The organism is Nocardiopsis endophytica, assembly GCF_027706725.1.
Classification (GTDB): domain Bacteria; phylum Actinomycetota; class Actinomycetes; order Streptosporangiales; family Streptosporangiaceae; genus Nocardiopsis_A; species Nocardiopsis_A endophytica.
This window is the reverse complement of sequence record NZ_JAQFWQ010000014.1, coordinates 45,811-70,616: the sequence shown is the minus strand read 5'-3', so window position 1 is coordinate 70,616 and position 24,806 is coordinate 45,811. Positions and strand designations below refer to the sequence as shown.

Below are 24,806 nucleotides of genomic sequence, written 5' to 3'. Positions count from 1 at the left end.
GCGCGGGCGGTGGTGCGGGCGCTACCCTCGCGGACGTGGGTGAAGAGGCGGCTCGGGTCCTGGTGGTCGACGACAACGAGGTCATCAGGCAGCTCATAGCGGTGAATCTGCAGCTCGAAGGGTTCGAGGTGCACCAGGCCGTCGACGGCCGGGACTGCCTGGAGCGGGCCGAGGAGGTGCGGCCGCACGTCATCACGCTCGACGTCATGATGCCCCGGCTCGACGGCTGGGTCACCGCCACCCGCCTGCGCGAGAACGCCGGCACCCGCGAGGCCAAGGTCGTGCTCATCACCGCCCGCGCCCAGGGCGAGGACCTCAAGCGCGGCGAGGAGCTCGGCGTCGACGCCTACCTCACCAAGCCCTTCGACCCGAACGAGCTCATCGGGACCGTCCGCGAGCTCGCCGGGGTCGCCTGATGGCGCTCGCCTCCGCCTCCCCCTGGGAGGTCGACGCCGCCGTGCGCCGCGCCGCCGCCGATGCGCTGGGGGCCGACCCCGGCGCCCTCCCCCCGGCCGACCCCCGGCGGGAGAAGGACGCCCTGGGCCTCACCTCTGCCATCGCCCTGAGGGTGGGGCAGAAGGCGGGGGACGGCGCGGAGCCGCTCGCCCGTGCCATCGCCGACCGCCTCAGACACGAGGACGGCATCGCCGACGCCTCCGCCGCCCCCGGCGGGCGCCTCCTCCTCACCCCCGAGCCCCGCCTCTTCGGGCCCCTCATCCTCGACGCCCGCGACGGGGCGGTGTTCCTCCACTCCGGGCGGCGCCCCCCGTCCCCGCTCCCCGGGCTGACCGACCTGGCTGCCCTCCCGACCCTGCACGCCGCCCGCTCCGCCGCCCGCGATGACGCCCGCAGGAGGTTGGAGGGGAGGGGAGAAGAAGGGGAAGGGGGCAGGAGAGCGGAGGACGTGCGGACCGGCGTCGGCTGGCGGGAGCCGCTCGTGGACCGTCCCCGCCTCGACACCCCGCCCGGCCGCCTCATCGCCGCCGTCGGCGAGGCCTCCGCCCGCTTCGCGTTCTGCCGCTCGCTCTCCGAGCAGCCCCGCCCCGGCGAGCTCACCGGGCCCGGCCTGCCCGCCCTGCCCACCGCCGACGCCCCCGGTGCCTGGGCCCGCCTCACCGCCGACAACCCCGCCTTCGCCGTCCGCTACGCCCACGCGCACGCCGTGACGGCGCGGGAATGGGAGGCGGGAGCGGAGGAGGAGGGAAGAGACGCGGCCGGACCCGCGTTGCACCTTCCGGGAGAGCCCGACCCGGAACTGACCGGACTCCTCGGCGCCCTCTACGACGGGCCCGGCGCAGCCGCCGCGGCCGGGCGGCGTGGGCGACCCCATATGCTGGTCAGATACCTGGAGGGGCTCGCCACGGCCTACCATGTGTGGGCCGGTCCCCGCGACGGCGCGGGGGCAGCGGGGGAGCGCGCCGCCTACCGGCAGGACCTGCGCGCCGCCGTGTCCGGAGTCCTCGGAGCCGGCCTCCTCCTTCTCGGTGTGACCGCGCCCACAAGGCTCTAGGCACCCCGGCCCCGCCCCGCCCGTGACACGCTTCCCAGAGCCCCGACACACCGCCGAGAGCCGTACATGAGCCGTTACGCCCACCCCGCAGGCCCACGCCACGCGGACGTGCTGCCCGAGGACCACCCGCCCGCCCCGCCCGAGGACCTCTACGCCCTCGACCCGCGGGTGTGGCCCGGCGGCGCCCACCGCGCCGACGGGGAGATCGTGCTGGGCGGGGTCGCGGCCACCGAGCTCGCCCGCGAGTACGGGACCCCCCTGTTCGTGCTCGACGAGGAGGACTTCCGCGCCCGCGCCCGCGAGTTCCGCGAGTCCTTCTCCGCCGTCGGCGCCGACGTCTACTACGCGGGCAAGGCCCTGCTCACCAAGGCCGTCGCCCGGTGGGTGCAGGAGGAGGGGCTCAAGCTCGACGTGTGCAGCGGCGGCGAGCTGGCCGTCGCCCTGGCCGCCGGGTTCCCCGCCGAGGACATCGGCCTGCACGGCAACAACAAGTCCGAGTCCGAGCTGGCCCGCGCCGTCGACGCCGGGGTGGGCCGCATCATCGTCGACTCCTTCGACGAGATCGACCGCCTGGAGCGCATCGCCGCCGACCGCGGCGCCCGCCCCCGGGTGCTGGTGCGCGTCACCACCGGCGTGGAGGCGCACACCCACGAGTTCGTCGCCACCGCCCACGACGACCAGAAGTTCGGCCTGGCGCTGAGCACCGGCGCCGCCGAGCGCGCCGTGCGCCGCCTGCTCGACTCCGACCACATCGACCTGGTCGGCCTGCACTCCCACATCGGCTCGCAGATCTTCGACACCGCCGGGTTCGAGGTCGCCGCCCGCCGCGTCGCCGCGTTCCTGGCCCGGATCCACGCCGACACCGGCGCCACCCTGTCCGAACTGGACCTGGGCGGCGGCCTGGGCATCGCCTACACCCCCGCCGACACCCCGCTGGCCGCCAAGGACATCGCGCAGAGCCTCAGCGCCATCGTCGCCCGCGAGTGCGAGGCCGGGGGCCTGCCGGTGCCCCGGCTGTCGGTCGAGCCCGGACGCGCCGTCGCCGGCCCCGCCGGGGTCACCCTCTACACCGTCGGCACCGTCAAGGACGTCGAGGGCATCCGCACCTACGTCAGCGTCGACGGCGGCATGAGCGACAACATCCGCACCGCCCTGTACGGCGCCGAGTACACCTGCGCCCCCGCCTCCCGCGCCGGCTCCGCCGAGCCGATGCTCTCCCGCCTGGTCGGCAAGCACTGCGAGAGCGGCGACATCATCGTGAACGACCTGCACCTGCCCCGGGACCTGCGCCCCGGCGACCTCGTCGCGGTGGCCGCCACCGGCGCCTACTGCCACTCGATGGCCAGCAACTACAACCACCTGCCGCGCCCGGCCGTGGTCGCCGTGCGCGGCGGGAGCTCCCGGACGCTGGTGCGCCGGGAGACCGAGGAGGACCTGCTCCGCCTCGACCGGGGCTGAGCAGGTCCGCAAGCAGGACAGGAACCGCACAAGCACATGAGAGAAGCGGGAGTCACCCCCCTATGGCGATGAAGGTGGCGCTGCTCGGATGCGGCGTCGTTGGTGCTGAGGTCGTCCGCCTGATCGACGAGCAGTCCGAGGAGCTCGCCGCGCGTATCGGCACGCCCGTCGAGATCGGCGGGATCGCGGTGCGGCGCCTGGGCCGCACCCGCGGCACGGGCCTGGACCCCGAGCTGTTCACCACCGACGCCGCGTCCCTCGTCACGCGCGACGACATCGACCTGGTGGTGGAGGTGATCGGCGGCATCGAGCCCGCCCGCTCGCTCATCCTGGCGGCGATCAAGGCCGGCAAGTCGGTGGTGACCGCCAACAAGGCGCTGCTCGCCGAGGACGGCGCCACCATCCACGACGCCGCCCGCGAGGCCGGGGTGGACGTGTACTACGAGGCCGCGGTCGCCGGGGCCATCCCGCTGCTGCGGCCGCTGCGCGACTCGCTGGCCGGGGACCGCGTCCGCCGCGTCATGGGCATCGTCAACGGCACCACCAACTTCATCCTGGACCGGATGGACTCCCAGGGCGCCGGGTTCGCCGAGTCCCTGGAGGAGGCCCAGGCGCTGGGCTACGCCGAGGCCGACCCCACCGCCGACGTGGAGGGCTTCGACGCCGCCGCCAAGGCCGCCATCCTGGCCCGGCTGGCCTTCCACACCCGGCAGGTCACCGCCGCCGACGTGCACCGCGAGGGCATCACCGGGGTGACCGCCGCCGACATCGCCAGCGCCAAGGCCATGGGCTGCGTCGTCAAACCCCTGGCGATCTGCCAGCTCTCCGAGGACGGCGCCTCGGTCGGCGTGCGCGTGCACCCGGCCATGCTGCCCCGCGAGCACCCGCTGGCCACCGTCGGCGGCGCCTACAACGCCGTGTTCGTGGAGGCCGAGTCGGCCGGGCGGCTGATGTTCTACGGGGCCGGCGCCGGGGGCGCCCCCACCGCCAGCGCCGTGCTCGGCGACCTGGTCGCGGTGGGCCGCAACCGGCTGGCCTCCACCTCGGTGGGCGAGGGCGCGCACGACACCGGCCTGCCGGTGCACCCGATGGGCGCCACCGTCACCCGCTACCACCTGTCCCTGGACGTGGCCGACCGGCCCGGCGTGCTGGCCCGGGTGGCCGAGGTGTTCGCCGAGAACGGGGTGTCCATCATGAACGTGCGCCAGGAGGGCCGCGGCGACGACGCCCAGCTCGTTCTGGTCAGCCACCCGGCCCCGGACGCGGCGCTGGACGCCACCGTCGAGCGGCTGCGCGCCCTGGACGAGGTGCGCTCGGTCGCCAGCGTGATGCGGGTCGAGGCGCTGGGCACGGGCATCTAGACTGCTGGCGCGGGTTCCCGCGTTTTCCGAATCACTTCTGATCAATCACTTCTGATCGCGAGAGGTCCCTGTCGTGAGCATGGCACGGGCGTGGCGCGGGGTGGTCGAGGAGTACCGCGACCGCCTCCCCGTCACGGCGAACACCCCGGTGGTCACCCTCCAGGAGGGCGGCACCCCGCTGGTACCGGCGCGGCGGGTGTCGGAGCTGACCGGATGCGAGGTCTTCCTGAAGGTGGAGGGCCTCAACCCCACCGGCTCCTTCAAGGACCGCGGTATGACGATGGCCATCAGCAAGGCCGCCGAGGACGGCGCGAAGGCGGTCATCTGCGCCTCCACCGGCAACACCAGCGCCAGCGCCGCCGCCTACGCGGTGCGCGCCGGCATGACGTGCGCGGTGCTGGTGCCCCAGGGCAAGATCGCCATGGGCAAGCTCGCCCAGGCGCTCGTGCACGGCGCCAAGCTGCTGCAGGTCGACGGCAACTTCGACGACTGCCTGGAGCTGGCCCGCAAGCTGTCGGTCGACTACCCGGTGGCGCTGGTCAACTCGGTCAACCCCTACCGGCTGCAGGGCCAGAAGACCGCCGCCTTCGAGGTGGTCGACGCCCTGGGCGACGCCCCCGACGTGCACTGCCTGCCGGTGGGCAACGCCGGGAACATCACCGCCTACTGGATGGGCTACCGGGAGTTCGCCGACGACGGCCCGGCCACCCGCACCCCGCGCATGCTCGGCTTCCAGGCCAGCGGCGCCGCGCCCATCGTCGGCGGCGAGCCGGTGCGCTCCCCGCGCACCATCGCCACCGCGATCCGCATCGGCAACCCCGCCTCCTGGCGCACCGCCGAGCAGGCGCGGGACGAGTCCGGCGGCGCCATCGACTCGGTCACCGACCGGCAGATCCTGGCCGCCTACCGGATGCTCGCCGCCGAGGAGGGCGTCTTCGTGGAGCTGGCCTCGGCCGCCAGTGTCGCGGGGCTGCTGCAGAGCGCCGAGGCCGGGCTGGTCGAGCCCGGCTCCCGGGTGGTCTGCACGGTGACCGGGAACGGCCTGAAGGACCCCGACTGGGCCCTGGCCGGGGCCTCGTCGGCGACCACGGTCCCGGTGGACGCCCGCGCCGCCGCGGGCGCCCTGGGCCTGGCGTGAGCGCCGCGCCCGCCGGGGTGCGCGTGCGCACCCCGGCCACCAGCGCGAACCTGGGGCCCGGGTTCGACGCCATGGGTCTGGCCCTGGACCTGCACGACGAGGTGGAGGCGAGGGTCCGCGACGACGGGCGGGTGCGCGTGGCGGTCGAGGGCGAGGGCGCCGGGACGGTGCCCGAGGGCCCCGACCACCTCGTCGCCCGCGCCTTCCGCGCCGCCTACGAGGCCGCGGGGGAGCGGCCCCCGGGCGTGGAGCTGCGCTGCCGCAACGCCGTGCCGCACGGGCGCGGCCTGGGCTCGTCGGCCTCGGCGATCACCGCCGGGGTGGCGGCCGCCGCCGCCCTGATGCGGCGTGTGGGCCCCGGCGGGGACGTCGACCGGGACTGGGTGTTCGGCACCGCCGCCGACATCGAGGGCCACCCCGACAACGTGGCCCCCTGCGTGTACGGCGGGTTCACCCTGTCCTGGGGCGGGCGCGGCGCCTGGCGGGCGCTGCGCCTGGAGCCCGACCCCCGGCTGCGGCCGGTGGTGTGCGTCCCCGACGCCGAGCTGTCCACCGAGGCCGCGCGCGGGCTGCTGCCCGCCGAGGTGCCGCACGCCGACGCCGCGTTCACCGCGGGCCGGGCGGCGCTGCTCACCGCGGCCGTTTCCGGCCACCCCGAGCTGCTCCTGGAGGCGACCGAGGACCGCCTGCACGAGCGCTACCGCGCCGCCGCCATGCCCGACAGCGCCCGCCTGGCCGCCGACCTGCGCGGACGGGACGGCCTGCCCGCGGTGGTGTCCGGCGCGGGGCCCACCGTGCTGGTGCTCGCCGCCGATGGGGGCACCGGTGCCCGAAACGCCCCAGTGGCGGGCGATGCCGGGCAAATCCATCGGGATGCGGTTGATTCGATTCACGCCCGAACGGGTACGGGTTGGCACATACGCCCCTTAGCAATCGATCCGGCTGGGGTGCGGATCAGTTCTCCCCGTTCATTGACCAGTGTCGAGGAATAGCCTTGGGCTCCGGTGATGTTAGGCTGGTCGTAGCACCAGATGCCCCGTTGCGGGGCGTGTGCTCATCCGCCACAGGGACCTCCGCGTCGCGCGGCCCGGCCCCCGTGTCGAGCTCACGTCGCCCCCGCGGCCCCGCCCATCCCACCGAGGCGCCGTCCTCGCCCGGCGAGAGCGACAGAACGGTCCGCGGGACGATCCATCGAGTTCACCGCCCCGACGTCTGGCTGTACCCAGAGCCCGCCGCGATTGGGTAAGGGCGCCGACCGACGGTTCCCGACAACCACGTGGGGCACGCCCGACCCGGCCCCCGCCGGTTCGCACCACCGGGCCGGCCGTTCATGACAAGACAACGGCACGAGCCCGCTCCTTGGGAAGGACCCTTAGTGAGCGACACCACCGAACTCCACACGGACGCGGCGGTCAGCACCAACGACGAATCCACCGCGCCCGCTGCGGACGCCGGCGACGGCGCGGCGCGCGCCGCCAAGAGCGCCCCGGCCCGGTCCCGGGCCGGCTCCGGCGCCACCGGGCTGTCGGCGCTCAAGCTCACCGAGCTCCAGCGGCTCGCGTCGAGCCTGGGCATCACCGGCACGGGGCGGATGCGCAAGAACGACGTCATCGCCGCCATCGAGGCCAAGCAGGGCGGCCCGGTGGCCACCCCCCAGGCCGACCGGAAGGACGCGCCGAAGGAGGCCCCGGAGAAGGGCTCCGCCGGGGGGTCCGCCAAGAAGGGCCGGGCCGCCGGGGGCGGCGGCAAGGGCGCCGACAAGGGCGGCGCCGACAAGAGCACCGAGCAGGACGGCCCCAAGGCCGACAAGGACACCGCGGGCCGCGGCCGCCGCTCGGCGCGGCGCCGCTCCGACGAGGCCGAGCAGGCCCCGGCGGCCGCGGAAGCGACCGAGACCCCGACCTCCGCGAGCAGTGTGAAGACCTCCAGCACCTCCCAGAAGAGCGGCTCCGACGGCGGCGAGGGCCGCAAGCAGGGCCGCGAGCGCCAGCGCAACCGCCGCAACCGGGGCGGACGCGAGGACGGCCCCGCCGAGGGCCACGGCGACGGCGGCCAGCAGCACGGCGGCTCCGGCGGCCAGGGCGGCCGGCAGGGCGCCGACGACGACTCCGGCGGCGGGCGCCGCCGCGGGCGCCGCCGGGACCGGCGCGACCGCCGCGGCCGCGACCGCCAGGACACCGAGCCGGTGATCAGCGAGGACGACGTCCTGCTGCCGGTGGCCGGGATCCTCGACATCCTGGACAACTACGCGTTCGTGCGCACCACCGGCTACCTGCCCGGGCCCAACGACGTCTACGTCTCGCTGGCCCAGGTGCGCAAGTACGGCCTGCGCAAGGGCGATGCGATCACCGGCGCGGTGCGCCAGCCCCGCGAGGGCGAGCGCCGCGAGAAGTTCAACGCGCTGGTGCGCCTGGACACCATCAACGGGATGGCGCCCGACCAGGCCCGCAACCGCCCCGAGTTCTCCAAGCTGGTGCCGCTGTACCCGCAGGACCGGCTCCGCCTGGAGACCGAGCCCAACGTGCTGACCACGCGGATCATCGACCTGGTCGCGCCGATCGGCAAGGGGCAGCGCGGGCTGATCGTCTCCCCGCCCAAGGCGGGCAAGACGATGGTGCTGCAGTCCATCGCCAACGCGATCACCGAGAACAACCCCGAGTGCCACCTCATGGTCGTCCTCGTCGACGAGCGGCCCGAAGAGGTCACCGACATGCAGCGCACGGTCAAGGGGGAGGTCATCCACTCCACCTTCGACCGCCCGGCCGAGGACCACACCACCGTGGCCGAGCTGTCCATCGAGCGCGCCAAGCGCCTGGTGGAGATGGGCCTGGACGTGGTCGTGCTGCTGGACTCCATCACCCGCCTGGGCCGCGCCTACAACCTGGCCGCCCCGGCCAGCGGGCGCATCCTCTCCGGCGGTGTGGACTCCACCGCGCTGTACCCGCCCAAGCGGTTCTTCGGCGCCGCCCGCAACATCGAGAACGGCGGCTCGCTGACGATCCTGGCCACCGCGCTGGTGGAGACCGGCTCGCGGATGGACGAGGTCATCTTCGAGGAGTTCAAGGGCACCGGCAACATGGAGCTCAAGCTCAACCGGTCGCTGGCCGACAAGCGCATCTTCCCGGCCGTGGACGTGGACGCCTCCTCCACCCGCAAGGAGGAGATCCTCATGTCCCAGGAGGAGCTGTCCATCATCTGGAAGCTCCGCCGGGTGCTGCACGCGCTGGACACCCAGCAGGCGGTCGAGCTGCTCCTGGACAAGATGAAGGACAGCAAGAGCAACGCCGAGTTCCTGATGCAGGTGCAGAAGACCAGCCCCGGGGGCGACTAGCCCGAGCGCCGCGGCGGCCCTTCCCGTGCGGGGAGGGCCGCTTTCGCGTCCTCCGGTGCCTTTACGGGGCCCACACGCCGGGCTTAGCATCCTCCCAGCTCGTGTATACGGTGTACTCCATTCCCCCCGGGAGTTGCCTGGATGGACGACCTCGCCCTGCTCAGCCTCTTCGCCCTGGCCCCCGTTCTGACCGTCGGCATCCTGCTGGTCGGCCTGCGCTGGCCCGCCAAGTACGCCATGCCCGCCGGGTACGCGGTGGTCGTGGCCGTCGCCGCCGGCGTCTGGGACGTGGACTGGACGGTCATCGCCGCCTCCAGCGCCCAGGGCCTGATCCTGGCCGCCGGACTCCTCTACATCGTCATTCGGGGAATATCAGCAAACAGTGGTACCCCTGTATGCAGGTGCGCTAAATTGTGACCATGTCGAGCCGGAGAGTGAAGCGGGCGTTCAAGTACCGCTTTTACCCCACTCCCGAACAGGCGGCTGAGCTAAGCCGCACGTTCGGCTGCGTCCGGCTCGTTTACAACAAAGCCTTGGCTGCCCGAAGCGAGGCCTGGCGCCAGCGCGGTGAGCGGGTGACCTACAACGCCAGCTCGGCGATGCTCACCGCCTGGAAGCGCACCGAGGAGCTGGCCTTTCTGAACGAGGTGTCCTCGGTGCCGCTGCAGCAGGCCCTGCGCCACCTGCAGGCGGCATTTACCAACTTCTTCGCAAAGCGTGCCCGGTACCCCAGGTTCAAGTGCAAGAAGAAGACGCGCGACTCCGCGGTGTACACCCGCAGCGCGTTCTGCATGCGTGGCGGCGAGCTGTACTTGGCGAAGATGGCCGGATCGCTGCGCGTTGTGTGGTCTCGGCCGCTTCCCGAGGGCGCGGAACCGTCAACGGTGACCGTCTCGCGTGATGCGGCCGGGCGTTGGTTCGTCTCTCTGCTGTGCACCGATATCCCGGAGGCGGCGCCGCCGACGGATCGGGCGGTGGCCTTGGACGCCGGGGTGGCCTCGCTGGTGACCCTTTCCACCGGGGAGAAGGTCGCCAACCCTAAACATGAGCGGCGCGACCGGAACAGGTTGGCCAGGGCCCAGCGAGAACTGTCCCGGAAGCAGAAGGGATCGAACAACCGGGCCAAAGCCCGCCGCGCGGTGGCCCGGGTGCACGCCCGGATCTCCGACCGCAGGAAGGACTTCCTGCACAAGCTCTCCACTCGGCTCGTCCGCGAAAACCAAGTGGTCGTGATCGAGGACCTGTCCGTGCGCAACATGGTCAAGAACCGAAGCCTGGCTCGCGCGATCTCCGATGCGTCCTGGCGCATGCTGCGGAACATGCTGGAATACAAGGCGGCCTGGCGCGGCCGGGAGCTGGTCGTCGTCGACCGGTTCTTCCCCTCCACAAGGCTGTGCTCGGCCTGCGGGGCGCTCCGGGAGCGCCTGCCGGTAGACGTTCGGGAATGGGGCTGTGGGTGCGGTGCGGTCCATGACCGCGACGTGAATGCGGCGATCAACATCAAGGCCGCCGGGCTGGCGGCATCGGCCTGTGGAGACGGTGTGAGACCTCGACGGGAGTCCTCCCGGACGGGGCGGTCGTCGGTGAAGCAGGAACTCCAGCGGGTGACCGCTGGAATCTCCGGCTTTTAGGCGCGGAGATGAAGCCAAGTTCAGCCTGTTCCAGTTCTCCACCGCCGAGCAGATCGGCGCCTCCCCCTCCACCGTGGTGGCCGCGCAGGCGGTCGGCGGCGCCGCCGGGAACATGGTCACCGTGCACAACGTCGTCGCCGCGTCCGCGGTCGTCGGCCTGGCCGGGCGGGAGGGCGATCTCATCCGCCAGAGCGTGATCCCGCTCACGTACTATCTGCTCGCGTCGGGCGCGCTGGCCTACCTCTTCGCCTACGGGGCGGGGGTGAACGCCGGTGCCGTCCAACTGGCGGCGCTGCTGCTCGCGCTGGCCGCGGTGGTGGTCCTGCTGCGCCGCCGGGACCGGGCCGAGGCGGCGGCGCGCGCGGCCGCGGGGGGCGGGGGATAACCCCGGATCCTTACCCGCCCGGCGGTTCGCCAAAACCCCGGTTCCGTGCTTCCATGCCACCCGATGGAGAAGAAGAGATGGGCCGCCGCTGCGGGAGTGTGCGCGGTCGCACTGGCCGCCGGGGGCGTGCTCGTCGCCTCCCCGTGGAGCTCTGACGCCCACGCCCCGGCGCCGGAGGCCTCGTCCCCGCCCCCCGACCCGCCGCGCATCAGCGACGAGCGCCGGCTGGCCCTCCAGCGCGCGCTGAACGAGACCGTGGCCGGGGGGTCGGCCAGCGGCGCCGTCGCCGAGTACGTCGAGCACAACGAGGGCGGCAGCGACTCCTGGACCGGCGTGGCCGGCGTGGCCGACCTGGCCTCCAAGGACCCCGTCGACCCGCAGGCGCACTTCCGCGTGGCCAGCATCTCCAAGCCGTTCGTCGCCGCCACCGTGCTCCAGCTCGTCGAGGAGGAGAGGATCCGCCTCGACGACACCATGGAGGACCTGCTGCCCGGCCTGGTCGACGGCGGCGACCGGATCACCCTGCGCATGGTGCTCAGCCACACCAGCGGGCTGTACAGCTACAACAAGGCCATGCCGAGCGTGCGCAGCGACCCCGGGCGGTCCTGGCGCCCCGAAGAGCTGGTGGAGATCGCCAACGAGCACGACCCGGTGTTCGCCCCCGGCACCGACGTGGAGTACTCCAACACCAACTACGTCCTGGCCGCCCTGGTCATCGAGGCCGTCACCGGCAACCCCTACCGCGACGAGGTCCGGGCGCGCATCCTGGACCCCCTGGAACTGGCCGACACCTCCATCCCCACCGACACCGGTGTGCCCGCCCCGTCCATGCACGGCTACGCCTGGGTCTCCGACGGCGCCGGCGGGCGCACCGCCGAGGACGTCACCGCCTTCGACACCTCCCGCTGGTACGGCACCGCGCAGGTCGTCTCCACCGTGAGCGACATCAACACCTACTGGCGCGCGCTGCTCGACGGCGAGGTGCTCGGCGAGGACATGCTCGAGGAGATGCTCACCGTCCAGGCCTACAACACCGGCGACTACGGATACGCCCTGGGTCCACGCTCCTACACCCTGTCCTGCGGGACGCAGGTGTGGATGCACCCCGGCAACATCCCGGGCCACCGCACCTGGACCGTGCACTCCGAGGACCGCGACCTGACCGTCTTCCAGGCCCGCTACCGCGAGGACCCCGACCCGCCCGCCTGGGCCATGATCGAGATGGCCATGTGCCCCGAGGGCGCCCCCTCCGAGCCGTCCCCCTCGCCCACCCCCGGCGACTACCCCAGCGAGGACGTCACCGGCACCGGCCGCGGCAAGGACGGCGGGAAGTAGTCCCGGTCGGTTCTTGTTGCACTCTCTGGCAGACTGGTAGGGGAAGGAACCCCTCTGCCCAGGGCAGGGGCACGCCAGGTCCGCATGAGAGACCGAGAGGCGGTACCGGTTCCCGCGCGCCGCAGACCTCTGCACCCGTGTCCAGCGTTCCTTCCACGGCGCGCGTCCGGCGACCGCACACAGCGAGGAGACCCAGTGAAGGCCGATATCCACCCCGAGTACGTCGTCACCCAGGTGACCTGCACCTGCGGGAACAGCTTCACCACCCGCAGCACCAAGACCGACGGCGCCATCCGCGCCGACATCTGCTCCGCCTGCCACCCGTTCTACACGGGCAAGCAGAAGATCATGGACACCGGCGGCCGGGTCGCCCGCTTCGAGAAGCGCTTCGGCAAGCGCAAGTAGCGCCAGCCGCAGCGGCGCCGGGACGTGCGACGGCGCGTCCCGGCGCCGCGCCTTGAGACCCGACCGCGCTATCGATGGGGACTGACGACACGTGAAGCTGGACGACCTCCTCGGCGAGTACTACGAACTGGAGCAGCAGCTCGCCGACCCCGACGTGCACGCCGACCCGGGCCGCGCGCGCTCCCTGGGCAAGCGGTACTCCCAGCTCACCCCCGTCATCGCCGCCTACCGCGAGCTGCAGCAGGTGGAGAGCGACCTGGAGGCGGCCCACGAGCTCGCCGCCGAGGACCGCTCCTTCGCCGAGGAGGCCGAGCGCCTGGAGGCCGAGCGCGAGCGCCTCACCGAGCGCCTGCGCGTGCTGCTCGTCCCGCGCGACCCCGCCGACGACAAGAACGTCATCCTGGAGGTCAAGGCCGGGGAGGGCGGCGAGGAGTCCGCGCTGTTCGCCGGCGACCTGGTCCGCATGTACCTGCGCTACGCCGAGCAGCGCGGCTGGAGGACCGAGGTGATCGACTCCACCGCCTCGGACCTGGGCGGGTACAAGGACATCACCATCGCCTTCAAGAACAAGGGCACCCCCGAGCCCGGCGAGGGCGTGTGGCCCCGCCTGAAGTTCGAGGGCGGCGTGCACCGCGTCCAGCGCGTCCCGGTCACCGAGTCCCAGGGCCGCATCCACACCTCGGCCGCCGGGGTGCTCGTGGTGCCCGAGGCCGAGGAGATCGAGGTCGAGGTCAACGAGAACGACCTGCGCATCGACGTGTACCGGTCCTCGGGCCCGGGCGGGCAGAGCGTCAACACCACCGACTCGGCCGTGCGCATCACCCACCTGCCCAGCGGCATCGTCGTCTCCTGCCAGAACGAGAAGAGCCAGCTGCAGAACAAGGAGCAGGCCATGCGCATCCTGCGCGCCCGCCTGTTCGCCGAGGCCCAGGCCAGCGCCGACGCCGAGGCCGCCGCCGAGCGCAAGAGCCAGGTCCGCACCGTGGACCGCTCCGAGCGGGTGCGCACCTACAATTTCCCGGAGAACCGCATCTCCGACCACCGGGTCGGCTACAAGGCCTACAACCTCGACCAGGTCCTCGACGGCGAGCTGGACGGCGTGCTGCAGGCCCTCATCGACGCCGACACCACCGAGAGGCTGGAGCAGGCCCAGTCATGAACTTCCTGCTCGACGAAGTCGCGCGCGCCACGCTGAGGCTGGCCGAGGCGGGCGTCGACTCGCCCCGCACCGACGCCGAGGAGCTCGCGGCGTTCGTGCACGGCGTTCGTCGAGGAGAGCTCCACCAGGTGGCCGACTCCGACTTCGACGCCCTGTACTGGGAGTGCGTCGCCCGCCGCGCCGCCCGCGAGCCGCTGCAGCACATCACCGGCCGCGCCTACTTCCGCTACCTGGAGCTGGCGGTGGGCCCCGGGGTGTTCACCCCCCGCCCCGAGACCGAGATCATGGTCGACTGGGCGATCGAGACGCTGCGCGCCATGGACGTGGCCGACCCCGTCGTGGTCGACCTGGGCACCGGCTCGGGCGCCATCGCCATCTCCATCGCCCAGGAGGTGCCGCGCTCGCGGGTGCACGCGGTCGAGCTCGACCCCGCGGCGCTGGAGTGGGCCCGGCGCAACATCGGCGCCACCGGCCACGCCGAGCGGGTCACCGCCCACCACGGCGACATGCGCACCGCCCTGGGCGAGCTGGACGGCCGGGCCGACATGGTGGTGAGCAACCCCCCCTACGTGCCCACCGGCCAGGCCGACACCGTCCCGCCCGAGGTCCGCGACCACGACCCCGCCCCCGCCCTGTGGGCCGGCGCCGACGGGCTGGACCTCATCCGCGACCTGGAGGCGGTCGGCCGCCGCCTGCTGCGCCCCGGCGGCGCCATGGCCATCGAGCACGGCGACGGACAGGGCATCGACATCCCCCCGCTCTTCCCCGAGGAGCGGGGATGGCGCGACGTGCGCAACCGCAAGGACCTGGCCCGCCGGGACCGGTTCGTCGCCATGCGCCGCGCCGACGACTGACCACCCGAGGACGCTGGGAGAAGGGGACCGATGAGCCGCCGCTACGACTGCGCGCAGGAGTCCGAGCGCAAGGACGGGGTCGCCGACGCCGCCTCGACCGTCCGCCGGGGCGAGCGGGTGGTGCTGCCCACCGACACCGTCTACGGGATCGGCGCCGACGCCTTCAGCCCCGCCGCGGTCGCCGGGCTGCTGGAGGCCAAGGGGCGCGGGCGGGACATGCCGCCGCCGGTGCTGGTGGGGTCGGTGCGCGCCGCCCACGCCCTCATCGACGACCTGGGCGGGCACGGCCAGGACCTGATCGAGGAGTTCTGGCCCGGGCCGCTGACCGTCGTGTGCACGGCCACCCCCAGCCTGTCCTGGGACCTGGGCGACACCAAGGGCACGGTCGCGGTGCGGATGCCGATGCACCCGGTCGCCCTGGAGCTGCTCAAGGAGACCGGCCCGATGGCGGTCAGCAGCGCCAACGTCTCCGGCGAGCCCGCGGCGACCACCGCCGCCGAGGCCCAGGCCCAGCTCGGCGAGAGCGTGGCGGTGTACCTGGACGGCGGCCCCTGCGCCGAGGCGGTGCCCTCCACCATCGTGGACCTGACCTACGCGGTGCCGCGGGTGCTGCGCCTGGGCGCCGTCCCGATCGAGAAGCTGCGCGCGGTGTGCGGCACGGTGATCGGGGAGGCCAAGCCGCGGCGCAGGCCCGAACCGGAGCCCGAACCGGAGCCCGGGCCCGGCCCCGGGGCACGGGACGAGGGGGCGGAGCCGGGCGAGGCGTCCGCACCGTGACCCCGGGGGTGCTAGGTTCGTGCACACCCGCAAGCCGTTCCAGCCAGCCAGCTCCGTGAAAGGCCTCCGGTCACGCCGTGCGTGAGTACGCGCTCACTTTCGTCATCGCCCTGGCGGTCACCTATCTGCTGACCCCCTTCGTGCGCAGGGCGGCGATCGCGGTCGGGGCCGTGCCCCCGGTGCGCGACCGCGACGTGCACACCGAGCCGATCCCGCGGATGGGCGGCATCGCGATCTACGGCGGGTTCGCCGCGGCGCTGCTGATCTCGGCGCAGCTGCCGCACCTGCAGGAGGTCTTCCGCACCGACACCGCCAAGATCTGGGCCGGGCTGCTGCTCAGCGGCGGGCTGATCACCGTGATCGGGATCATCGACGACCGGTGGGGGATGGGCCCAGTACCCAAGCTGGCCGGGCAGACCGCCGCCGCGGGCATCCTCGTCTCCCAGGGCGTGCAGCTGCTCTGGCTGCCCCTGCCCGGCATGCAGCTCTCCCTGGGCCCCTGGCTGGGCGCGGTGCTGTCGGTGCTGCTGGTGCTGGTCACCATCAACGCGGTCAACTTCGCCGACGGGCTGGACGGCCTGGCCGCCGGCATCGTCGCCATCTCGTCGCTGGCGTTCTTCGCCTACTACTACGTGGCCGCCGTGGACCGCGGCTTCGACCGCCAGTCCTACCCCGCGATGATCGCCATCATCCTGGTCGGGGTGTGCGTGGGGTTCCTGCTGCACAACTTCAACCCGGCCCGGGTGTTCATGGGCGACACCGGGTCGATGCTGCTGGGGCTGCTGCTGGCCTCCATCACCATCTCGGTGACCGGGCTGTTCCTGCCCGAGAGCCAGGCCGCCCCCGAGGCCGGGGGACTGGGCGGCATCCACTCGCTGGCCGCCTTCCTGCCGGTGCTGCTGCCGCTGCTGGTGCTGGCGCTGCCGCTGGCCGACCTGGTGCTGGCGGTGGTGCGGCGCACCCTGGCGGGCAAGTCGCCGTTCGCCCCGGACAAGAAGCACCTGCACCACCGGCTGCTGGAGCTGGGCCACTCGCACAAGCGCGCCGTGCTGCTGATGTACCTGTGGGCGGCGATCATCGCCTTCGCCTCGGTGTCGCTGTCGGTGCTGAGCTCGCCGGTCACCGTGCTGGCCGTGACCACATTGGTAGCCGCCTGCGCCGTGGGACTGATCACCCTGCCCCGGCTGCGCCGCAGGCGCGCCGCGGGGGCCGCCCAACGCTGACCCACCGGCGGTGGTCGGTTCTGTGAACTCCTGGGACACCGGGCCGGCGGGGCCGGGACAGGGGGGCGGTGCGGAGCATTCCGGAGCAGCGCTTACTCTGGAGTCCTCCCCCGGAACCGGACAACTCGGGCGACGGTAAGGTCCCGGTAAAGGTCCCAGGCGACGGGGGCAGAAAACCTTGTGATAGCTTTCACGAGCAAGCACCCCACTGAACATCCCGGAGCTCCGCACATGCAGGAACACGACGCCCGGATCCTCCGCGGCGCCGCGATTCCCACGGCCGCCGCCGGTCTGACCGGCATGGCCGCCGCCACGGCGGCGGCGGGCGTCCACGGACTCCTCGGCGCCCTGTACGGCACCCTCCTCGTCGTGGGCGCCTTCGCGGTGTCGGCCTGGGTCATCGCCCGCACGGGCGAGAAGAACCCGCAGCTCATGCTGCCGGTCGCATTCCTGGTCTACACCACCAAGGTCGGTGTTCTGGCGGTCGTCCTGGTGCTCTTCGGCGGGTCCACGGCCTTCGACCACACCGCCTTCGCCTTCACCGCGCTGGCCTGCGTCATCTGCTGGCTCGGCGGGCAGGCGTGGGCGAGCAGGCGGGTCAAGCAGCCCACGGTGGTCCCCGACGCCGAGTCCGAGGACGAACCGGCGGAGGCCGAGCAGGCCGAACCGGTCGAGGGGGGCCGGTGAGCCCCTTCCGGCAGGGGGATGTGCGAACGGTTATCACCTCCTGCTATCTTCCGGAGCGACGAGATGAACGAGCGTACAGACGCGAGGGACGGCGCCGAGCCCCCACGCGCCAACGCCGGCACGGTCCTCTCGTATCTGCTGGGAGGCCTGGCCTTCTGGGGCCTCATCGGCTGGGGAGCGGATCGGGCCCTCGGGTTCGACACGCTGTTCCTGCCCATCGGCCTGCTGCTGGGACTGGTCGGGGGGATCTACCTGATCATCACCCAGTACGTCCGGTCCTGAACGTCCAGCCCGGTAGCCGGCGGCTCCCCGAGAGCGGCGCGGCAGGGCCCTATAAATCGAGGATTGAGTTGCGTCACGACGAAAGGGTTCGCCGTGAGTGCTGACGTTATGTACAGCGCCGCCTCCGAGGAGGGCTGCCACCTCTTCAACGACTTCGGGTGCGGCTTCGAAGCTCCCGGCACGGACCTCTTCTTCCCCACCCCTTGGCTCGACTTCGGTCTGCCCTACGCCTCCGGCATCACCAAGTACACGCTGGTGCTGGTGGTCGCGCTGCTGATCTCCGCCGGGTTCTGGTACTTCACCACCCGCAACTCCAAGGTGGTGCCGGGCCGCGGCCAGAGCATGGCCGAGCTGTTCGTCGGGTTCATCCGGGACCAGATCACCCGCAACACCATGGGCAAGGAGGGGGACAAGTTCCTCCCCCTGATGGTGACCCTGTTCCTGTTCATCTTCTCGATGAACGTGATGGGGCTCATCCCGGGCCTGCAGCTGCCGGTGACCTCCAACCTGGCCTTCCCCGCCGTGCTGGCGGTCTTCGTCTTCGTGCTGTGGAACGCCGTGGGCATCCGCAGGCACGGGGTCGGGGCCCACTTCAAGGCCCGTCTGGTCCCCGGCGGCGTGCCCGCGTGGATCCTCCCGGTCGTGGTGCCGATCGAGGCCCTCTCGAACTTCGTCATCCGCCCGGCCACGCACATGATCCGGCTCTTCGCGACCATGTTCGCCGGCCACCTGCTGCTCGCGGTCTTCGCCGCCGGCGGCTGGTACATGTTCAACCTCTTCGGCGCCCCCAACATCGGGCTCGGCCTGCTCTCCACGGGCTTCTCGGCCATCGCGCTGATCGGGTTCCTGGCGTTCACCGCCTTCGAGCTCTTCATCATGGCCGTCCAGGCCTATGTGTTCGTCCTGCTGTCCTCCATTTACCTCGGTGAGGCCATGGAGGGTGCGCACTAGGACCGCCCCCGGCGGCCCGCCCCGTGCGCGCGCTTTACGACCCCAGTCCGGTAATCAACGTCAGTTCGACGGCACGAAATGCCCGTCGGCGTGTCTGAGTAAAGAGGAAATCAGAATGGAAATCACCGGTAGCCTCGCGACCATCGGTTACGGTCTCGCCGCCATCGGCCCCGGCATCGGCGTCGGCCTCATCTTCGGCATGGGCGTGCAGGCCATCGCCCGCCAGCCCGAGGCCCGCGGCATCCTGCAGGGCCAGATGATCTTCGGTTTCGCGGTCGTCGAGGCGCTGGCCATCCTCGGTTTCGTTCTCGCGTTCATCCAGGCCGGCTAAGCAGCCCGTAAACGAACGCGACTTCGAAGGAGATGCCAGCCATGATCGAATTGGCTGCGGAAGAGAACATCCTGCGCATCCACTGGGATGAGTTCGTCTTCGGCTCCATCGCCTTCCTCATCATCTTGGGCATCGTCTACAAGATGTGGCCCAAGCTGACCTCGGCTCTGGACGAGCGTGCCAACCAGATCGAGGGTGGCATCGAGCGTGCGAAGAAGGCCGAGGCGGAGGCGGAGGAGATCCGCCAGCAGTACCGGGAGAAGCTCGACGAGGCGCACCGCCAGTACGCCGCCGAGCTGGAGAAGGCCAAGGAGCAGCGCGCCGCCATCATCGCGGAGGCGCGGGAGGAGGCCCAGGCCGAGTCCCGCCGCATCATCGAGGCGGCGCACCAGCAGATCGAGGCCGACCGGCAGCACGCGTTCGCCCAGCTGCGCAATGAGATCGGGACGCTGTCCACCGATCTCGCCTCGCGCATCGTGGGCGAGTCGCTGAACGACGACGGGCTGCAGTCCCGCGTCGTGGACCGGTTCCTGGAGGAGCTGGAGCAGGGCGCCGGCGACAGCGACCGGGCCGAGGTGCGCTGATGCGTGGGATCAGCCGCACCTCCCTGGAAGAGGTGACCCGGCGCCTGGACGCCATCCTCCCCTCCGCCAACGCCGCCACGCTGGGGCACGAGCTCTTCGAGGTCGTGTCCCTCTTCGAGGGCGAGCACTCGCTGCGGCGGATGCTGGCCGACCAGGCCGTCGGCGCCGACGCCAAGTCGGAGCTGATCGGCGGGCTGCTGGAGTCCAAGGTGTCGCCGTCCACGGTCCTGGTGGTCGGCGACATCGTCCGGGCCAAGTGGTCCCGCCCGCGCGACATGGTCGACGCCGCCGAGCGGATGGCGGTCTACGCGACCGCCGCCGGCGCCGAGGGCACCCGGCTCGACGAACTGGAGGACGAGCTCTTCCGGTTCGAGCGCATCGTCGCGGCCCAGCCGGAGCTGCGGGCCGCCCTCACCCGTGAGGGCGTGGCCGCCGAGCACAAGCGGAGCCTGGTGGAGAACCTGCTCTCGGGCAAGGTCAGCGCCCCCTCGCTGTCCCTGATCACCGAGTCGGTCACCCGCCCCCGCGGCCGTACCCTGGAACAGGGCCTGGAGTACTTCGGCCAGGTCGTCGCCGAGCGCGCGCAGCGGTTCATCGCCGTGGTGCGCACGGCGTCGCCGCTGAGCCGGGGCCAGCAGGAACGGCTGCAGGCGGTGCTCACCCGCACCTACGGCCGGGACATCCACCTGAACATCGAGGTCGTCCCCGAGCTCGTCGGAGGCCTGTCCATCCGGGTCGGCGACGAGGTCATCGACGGCAGCGTCGCCGGGCGGCTCGCGGAGGTCCGCCGCCGCCTGGCCGGCTGACACGACGGATACACGCAACGCAAGACGCACGGCGCCGGGCAACGCGGCGCCATACGAGAGCAAGGACATACCTGAGATGGCGGAGCTGACGATCCGGCCGGAGGAAATCCGGAACGCGCTGCAGCGCTTCGTCCAGTCGTACGAGCCCGACGCCGCCGCGCGCGAGGAGGTCGGTACCGTCACCAGTGCGGGTGACGGGACCGCCCGTGTCGGTGGCCTTCCCTCGGCGATGGCGAACGAGCTGCTCGAATTCGAGGACGGCACCCTGGGCCTTGCCCTGAACCTGGAGATCGGCGAGATCGGCGCCATCGTCCTGGGCGACTTCACCGGCATCGAGGAGGGCCAGACGGTGCGCCGCACCGGCCAGGTCCTCTCGGTCCCGGTGGGCGACGCCTTCCTGGGCCGCGTCGTCGACCCCATGGGCCGCCCCATCGACGGCCAGGGCGAGATCGCGACCACCGAGCGCCGTGAACTTGAGCTGCAGGCCCCCACCGTGATGCAGCGGCAGCCGGTCGGCGAGCCGATGCAGACCGGGATCAAGGCCATCGACTCGATGACCCCCGTCGGCCGCGGCCAGCGCCAGCTGGTCATCGGCGACCGGCAGACCGGCAAGACCGCGGTCTGCATCGACACCATCATCAACCAGAAGGCCAACTGGGAGTCCGGCGACCCGGACAAGCAGGTGCGCTGCATCTACGTCGCGGTGGGGCAGAAGGGCTCGACCATCGCCGGCGTGAAGGGCGCCCTGGAGGAGGCCGGGGCGATGGAGTACACCACCATCGTCGCCGCGCCCGCCTCCGACCCGGCCGGCTTCAAGTACATCGCCCCCTACACCGGCTCGGCCATCGGCCAGCACTGGATGTACGAGGGCAAGCACGTCCTGATCGTCTTCGACGACCTGACCAAGCAGGCCGAGGCCTACCGCGCCGTGTCCCTGCTGCTGCGCCGCCCGCCGGGCCGCGAGGCCTACCCGGGCGACGTGTTCTACCTGCACTCCCGCCTGCTGGAGCGGTGCGCCAAGCTCTCCGACGAGATGGGCGCGGGCTCGATGACCGGCCTGCCGATCATCGAGACCAAGGCCAACGACGTGTCGGCCTACATCCCCACCAACGTCATCTCGATCACCGACGGCCAGGTCTTCCTGGAGTCGGACCTGTTCAACCAGGGCCAGCGCCCCGCCATCAACGTCGGCGTGTCCGTCTCCCGTGTGGGCGGCGCCGCGCAGACCAAGGCGATGAAGTCGGTCAGCGGCTCGCTCCGCCTGGGCCTGGCCCAGTTCCGCGAGCTGGAGGCCTTCGCCGCGTTCGGCTCGGACCTGGACGCCGTCTCCAAGCAGCAGCTGGAGCGCGGGCAGCGCCTGATGGAGCTGCTCAAGCAGGGCCAGTACGAGCCGCTGGCGATGGAGCGCGAGGTCGTCTCCATCTGGGCGGGCACCACCGGCCAGATCGACGACGTCCCGGTCGAGGACGTGCGCCGCTTCGAGGCGGACCTCCTCGACTACCTGGCCCGCGAGCACGCCGGGATCCTCGACGGCATCCGCGAGAGCGGCAAGTTCCCCGAGGAGACCGAGGCGGCGCTCAAGGAGGCGGTCACCGCCTTCAAGCAGACCTTCCAGACCTCCTCCGGCTCGATCCTCGGCTCCGAGGAGGCCGAGGCGCTGGACGAGGACGAGGTCGGCCAGGAGTCCGTCAAGGTCGCCAAGAGCTCCGGGAAGTAGCCGATGGGAGCACAGCTTCGCATCTACCGCCGGAGGATCCGCGCCACCAAGTCGACGGCGAAGATCACCCAGGCGATGGAGCTGATCGCCACCACCCGCATCTCCAAGGCGCAGCGGGCGGTCGACGCGGCGCGCCCCTACGCCCAGGAGATCACCCGGGCGGTCTCGGCCGTCGCCGGACGCGTCAGCGACCACGCGCTGCTCACCGAGTCCCAGAACCCGGTCCGGTCGGCGGTGCTGGTCGTCACCAGCGACAAGGGGCTGGCGGGCGCGTACTCGGCCAACGCCATCAAGGAGGCGGAGTCCCTCACCGCCCTGCTCACCGAGCAGGGCAAGGAGGTCGTCACCTACATGGTCGGCCGCAAGGGCGTGGCCTACTACAGCTTCCGCGACCGGCCCCTCGAACGGTCCTGGGAGGGCATCACCGAGCGGCCCGCCTACGCGCACGCCAAGGAGATCGGCGAGGTCCTGATGGACCGCTTCATCCAGGACAGCGCCGAGGGCGGCGTGGACGAGATCCACATCGTCTCCACCGAGTTCGTCTCCATGCTCACCCAGCAGGCGTCCGCACGCCGGGCGCTGCCGCTGGAGCTGGAGGAGGTCGGCCCGGAGGAGCTGGAGAAGCAGAACGGGGGCGCGCTCCCGCTGTACGAGTTCGAGCCCTCCGCCGAGGAGGCGCTCGACCAGCTCCTGCCGCAGTACGTGACGAACCGGATCTATTTCGCCCTCCTCGAGTCGGCGGCCTCCCAGTGGGCCTCGCGCCGCAACGCCATGAAGGCGGCCACCGACAACGCCGAGGAGCTTGTCAAGACCCTGACCCGCCAGGCCAACCAGGCCCGCCAGGCGGAGATCACGAACGAGATCAGCGAGATCGTCGGCGGTGCCGACGCCCTCGCCGCAGCCAGCGGGGAGTGAGTAAGGAAAGTGACTGCGACAGTTGAAGGGACCGCCGCCGAGGCGGGGCGGGCCACGGGGCGGATCGCCCGCGTCACCGGCCCGGTCGTCGACGTGGAGTTCCCCGTCGGCTCCCTGCCGGACATCTACAACGCCCTGAAGACCGACGTGGTCGTCGGCGGCGAGGAGCGCACGGTGACCCTGGAGGTCGCCCAGCACCTGGGTGACAACCTGGTCCGCTGCGTCTCCCTGGCCCCGCAGGACGGCATGGTCCGCGGCGCCGAGGTGCGCGACACCGGCGAGCCGATCAGCGTGCCGGTGGGCGACGTCGTCAAGGGCCACGTGTTCAACACCCTGGGCCAGCCCCTGGACGTGCCGACCGCGGACCTGAAGGTCACCGAGCGCTGGCCGATCCACCGCAAGGCGCCCGACTTCGACCAGCTCGAGTCCAAGACCGAGATGATGGTCACCGGCATCAAGGTCATCGACCTGCTGACCCCCTACGTGCGGGGCGGCAAGATCGGCCTGTTCGGCGGCGCCGGTGTGGGCAAGACGGTGCTCATCCAGGAGATGATCACCCGTATCGCCCGCAACTTCGGCGGTGTGTCGGTGTTCGCCGGCGTCGGCGAGCGCACCCGTGAGGGCACCGACCTGTTCCTGGAGATGGACGAGATGGAGGTCCTCCAGGACACCGCGCTCGTCTTCGGCCAGATGGACGAGCCCCCGGGCACCCGTCTGCGGGTCGCCCTGTCGGCGCTGACCATGGCGGAGTACTTCCGCGATGTGCAGAAGCAGGACGTGCTGCTGTTCATCGACAACATCTTCCGCTTCACCCAGGCCGGCCAGGAGGTCTCCACCCTGCTGGGCCGCATGCCCTCGGCCGTGGGCTACCAGCCCAACCTGGCCGACGAGATGGGCCAGCTGCAGGAGCGCATCACCTCCACCCGCGGCCACTCGATCACCTCGATGCAGGCGATCTACGTGCCCGCGGACGACTACACCGACCCGGCGCCGGCGACCACCTTCGCCCACCTGGACGCGACGACCGAGCTCTCCCGCCCGATCTCGCAGAAGGGCATCTACCCGGCGGTGGACCCGCTGGCCTCCACCTCGCGCATCCTCGACCCGCAGTACGTGGGCCAGGAGCACTACGACGTGGCCCAGCGGGTCAAGGAGATCCTGCAGCGCAACAACGACCTGCAGGACCAGATCGCCATCCTCGGTATCGACGAGCTGTCCGAGGAGGACAAGATCATCGTCAACCGGGCACGGCGCCTGGAGCGCTTCCTGTCGCAGAACATGTTCGTGGCCGAGAAGTTCACCGGCAACCCGGGCGTGTTCGTGCCGCTGGAGGAGACCATCGCCTCCTTCAAGGCCCTGTGCGACGGCGAGTACGACCACCTGCCCGAGCAGGCCTTCCTCGACGTCGGCAACATCGAGATGGCCGTCGAGAAGGCCAAGGCGCTGCAGGGCTAGCGCCGCAGCGCTGAGGCGCCCGCCGCCGGGCGGGCTCCCCGCCGAGGGGAGCCCGCCCGGCGCGGATCCGCCCGCGGACGAAGGAGTTTGTGGCAGTGTCGAAGAAGCTTTTCGTCGAGATCGTCTCGCCCGAGCGCGAGCTGTGGGCGGGCGAGGGCGACATGGTCATCGCCAAGACGGTCGACGGCGAGTTCGGCGTGCAGCCGGGCCACACCCCGGTGCTGGCGATGCTGGCCTCCGGGTCGGTGGTGCGGGTGCTCGGCGGCCGGGAGACCGGCGAGGTGCGGGCGGCCGTGCACGGCGGCTTCATGTCGGTGACCGACGACGACCGGATCTCCATCCTCGCCGAGGTCGCCGAGCTGGCCGAGGAAGTGGACGTCGAACGCGCCAAGCGGGCCCTGAGCGAGGTCGAGGCCGAGGGCGTGTCCCCCGAGGACACCGAGGCCCAGGACCGGGCCGCGCGGGCGCGCAGCCGCCTGGCCGCCGCCGGCGGGGACGCGGCCTAGGCACG

25 protein-coding genes and 1 pseudogene are annotated in these 24,806 nt (G+C 71.9%); all 26 read left to right on the top strand.

Annotated elements, in window-relative coordinates; translation table 11 throughout:
• The first annotated feature begins 35 nt into the window (after positions 1 to 35).
• The 26 genes and pseudogenes from O4J56_RS07445 to O4J56_RS07320 all read left to right on the top strand — a co-directional run bounded on the left by O4J56_RS07445 (position 36) and on the right by O4J56_RS07320 (position 24,801).
• Positions 36 to 416: a response regulator transcription factor gene (locus O4J56_RS07445; protein WP_270684600.1), complete on the top strand. Its 381-nt coding sequence runs from the start codon at positions 36 to 38 to the stop codon at positions 414 to 416.
• Entirely contained in the window at positions 416 to 1,510 is a 1,095-nt protein-coding gene (locus O4J56_RS07440) for a DALR anticodon-binding domain-containing protein (RefSeq protein WP_270684599.1), read from the top strand. Before O4J56_RS07445 ends, O4J56_RS07440 begins: the two co-directional genes overlap by 1 nt.
• A gap of 66 nt (positions 1,511 to 1,576) precedes the next feature.
• Complete coding sequence (lysA, locus tag O4J56_RS07435) at positions 1,577 to 2,968, top strand: diaminopimelate decarboxylase (RefSeq protein ID WP_270684597.1); 1,392 nt, start codon at positions 1,577 to 1,579, stop codon at positions 2,966 to 2,968.
• 62 nt (positions 2,969 to 3,030) lie between these two features.
• Positions 3,031 to 4,329 (top strand): homoserine dehydrogenase, encoded by a 1,299-nt coding sequence (locus O4J56_RS07430; protein ID WP_270684595.1) that lies wholly within the window; start codon positions 3,031 to 3,033, stop codon positions 4,327 to 4,329.
• 79 nt (positions 4,330 to 4,408) lie between these two features.
• A complete protein-coding gene (gene thrC / locus O4J56_RS07425) occupies positions 4,409 to 5,467 on the top strand; it encodes a threonine synthase (protein WP_270684630.1) in 1,059 nt (352 codons plus the stop codon).
• Positions 5,464 to 6,459 carry a homoserine kinase gene (gene thrB, locus O4J56_RS07420; protein WP_270684594.1) on the top strand — a complete coding sequence of 332 codons (996 nt, stop codon included), beginning with the start codon at positions 5,464 to 5,466 and terminating at the stop codon, positions 6,457 to 6,459. Before thrC ends, thrB begins: the two co-directional genes overlap by 4 nt.
• Before the next feature lie 383 nt (positions 6,460 to 6,842).
• Entirely contained in the window at positions 6,843 to 8,798 is a 1,956-nt protein-coding gene (gene rho, locus O4J56_RS07415; RefSeq protein ID WP_270684592.1) for a transcription termination factor Rho, read from the top strand.
• 141 nt (positions 8,799 to 8,939) lie between these two features.
• Positions 8,940 to 9,158 (top strand): annotated as a pseudogene (locus tag O4J56_RS07410) (L-lactate permease); the annotation flags it as partial.
• Between the two features lie 59 nt (positions 9,159 to 9,217).
• The gene (locus tag O4J56_RS07405; RefSeq protein WP_270684590.1) at positions 9,218 to 10,429 is read left to right on the top strand and encodes an RNA-guided endonuclease InsQ/TnpB family protein; all 1,212 of its coding nucleotides are present in this window, start codon (positions 9,218 to 9,220) and stop codon (positions 10,427 to 10,429) included.
• A 76-nt stretch (positions 10,430 to 10,505) separates the two neighbouring features.
• Positions 10,506 to 10,814 (top strand): L-lactate permease, encoded by a 309-nt coding sequence (locus O4J56_RS07400; protein ID WP_408639094.1) that lies wholly within the window; start codon positions 10,506 to 10,508, stop codon positions 10,812 to 10,814.
• Between the two features lie 63 nt (positions 10,815 to 10,877).
• Complete coding sequence (locus tag O4J56_RS07395) at positions 10,878 to 12,149, top strand: serine hydrolase domain-containing protein (protein WP_270684589.1); 1,272 nt, start codon at positions 10,878 to 10,880, stop codon at positions 12,147 to 12,149.
• Between the two features lie 195 nt (positions 12,150 to 12,344).
• Positions 12,345 to 12,554: a 50S ribosomal protein L31 gene (gene rpmE / locus O4J56_RS07390; RefSeq protein WP_270684587.1), complete on the top strand. Its 210-nt coding sequence runs from the start codon at positions 12,345 to 12,347 to the stop codon at positions 12,552 to 12,554.
• Positions 12,555 to 12,645: 91 nt separating this feature from the next.
• The gene (prfA, locus tag O4J56_RS07385) at positions 12,646 to 13,713 is read left to right on the top strand and encodes a peptide chain release factor 1 (protein WP_270684586.1); all 1,068 of its coding nucleotides are present in this window, start codon (positions 12,646 to 12,648) and stop codon (positions 13,711 to 13,713) included.
• Positions 13,710 to 14,567 carry a peptide chain release factor N(5)-glutamine methyltransferase gene (gene prmC, locus O4J56_RS07380; protein WP_270684584.1) on the top strand — a complete coding sequence of 286 codons (858 nt, stop codon included), beginning with the start codon at positions 13,710 to 13,712 and terminating at the stop codon, positions 14,565 to 14,567. The genes prfA and prmC overlap by 4 nt, the downstream gene beginning before the upstream one ends.
• A 30-nt stretch (positions 14,568 to 14,597) precedes the next feature.
• A complete protein-coding gene (locus O4J56_RS07375) occupies positions 14,598 to 15,344 on the top strand; it encodes an L-threonylcarbamoyladenylate synthase (protein ID WP_270684582.1) in 747 nt (248 codons plus the stop codon).
• A 77-nt stretch (positions 15,345 to 15,421) separates the two neighbouring features.
• Positions 15,422 to 16,567 carry a glycosyltransferase family 4 protein gene (locus tag O4J56_RS07370; RefSeq protein ID WP_270684581.1) on the top strand — a complete coding sequence of 382 codons (1,146 nt, stop codon included), beginning with the start codon at positions 15,422 to 15,424 and terminating at the stop codon, positions 16,565 to 16,567.
• Between the two features lie 231 nt (positions 16,568 to 16,798).
• Positions 16,799 to 17,254: a hypothetical protein gene (locus O4J56_RS07365; protein ID WP_270684580.1), complete on the top strand. Its 456-nt coding sequence runs from the start codon at positions 16,799 to 16,801 to the stop codon at positions 17,252 to 17,254.
• A 63-nt stretch (positions 17,255 to 17,317) separates the two neighbouring features.
• Positions 17,318 to 17,536: a hypothetical protein gene (locus O4J56_RS07360; RefSeq protein ID WP_270684579.1), complete on the top strand. Its 219-nt coding sequence runs from the start codon at positions 17,318 to 17,320 to the stop codon at positions 17,534 to 17,536.
• 108 nt (positions 17,537 to 17,644) lie between these two features.
• Positions 17,645 to 18,487 (top strand): F0F1 ATP synthase subunit A, encoded by an 843-nt coding sequence (gene atpB, locus O4J56_RS07355; protein WP_270684629.1) that lies wholly within the window; start codon positions 17,645 to 17,647, stop codon positions 18,485 to 18,487.
• A gap of 115 nt (positions 18,488 to 18,602) precedes the next feature.
• A complete protein-coding gene (atpE, locus tag O4J56_RS07350; protein WP_017593576.1) occupies positions 18,603 to 18,818 on the top strand; it encodes an ATP synthase F0 subunit C in 216 nt (71 codons plus the stop codon).
• A gap of 41 nt (positions 18,819 to 18,859) precedes the next feature.
• Entirely contained in the window at positions 18,860 to 19,402 is a 543-nt protein-coding gene (locus O4J56_RS07345) for a F0F1 ATP synthase subunit B (protein WP_270684578.1), read from the top strand.
• A complete protein-coding gene (locus tag O4J56_RS07340; RefSeq protein WP_270684577.1) occupies positions 19,402 to 20,208 on the top strand; it encodes a F0F1 ATP synthase subunit delta in 807 nt (268 codons plus the stop codon). Before O4J56_RS07345 ends, O4J56_RS07340 begins: the two co-directional genes overlap by 1 nt.
• A gap of 76 nt (positions 20,209 to 20,284) precedes the next feature.
• Entirely contained in the window at positions 20,285 to 21,925 is a 1,641-nt protein-coding gene (gene atpA, locus O4J56_RS07335) for a F0F1 ATP synthase subunit alpha (protein WP_270684576.1), read from the top strand.
• A gap of 3 nt (positions 21,926 to 21,928) precedes the next feature.
• Positions 21,929 to 22,840 carry a F0F1 ATP synthase subunit gamma gene (locus O4J56_RS07330; protein WP_270684575.1) on the top strand — a complete coding sequence of 304 codons (912 nt, stop codon included), beginning with the start codon at positions 21,929 to 21,931 and terminating at the stop codon, positions 22,838 to 22,840.
• A 9-nt stretch (positions 22,841 to 22,849) separates the two neighbouring features.
• Complete coding sequence (gene atpD / locus O4J56_RS07325; RefSeq protein ID WP_270684574.1) at positions 22,850 to 24,295, top strand: F0F1 ATP synthase subunit beta; 1,446 nt, start codon at positions 22,850 to 22,852, stop codon at positions 24,293 to 24,295.
• A 95-nt stretch (positions 24,296 to 24,390) separates the two neighbouring features.
• Positions 24,391 to 24,801: a F0F1 ATP synthase subunit epsilon gene (locus O4J56_RS07320; RefSeq protein WP_270684573.1), complete on the top strand. Its 411-nt coding sequence runs from the start codon at positions 24,391 to 24,393 to the stop codon at positions 24,799 to 24,801.
• Positions 24,802 to 24,806: the final 5 nt, after the last annotated feature.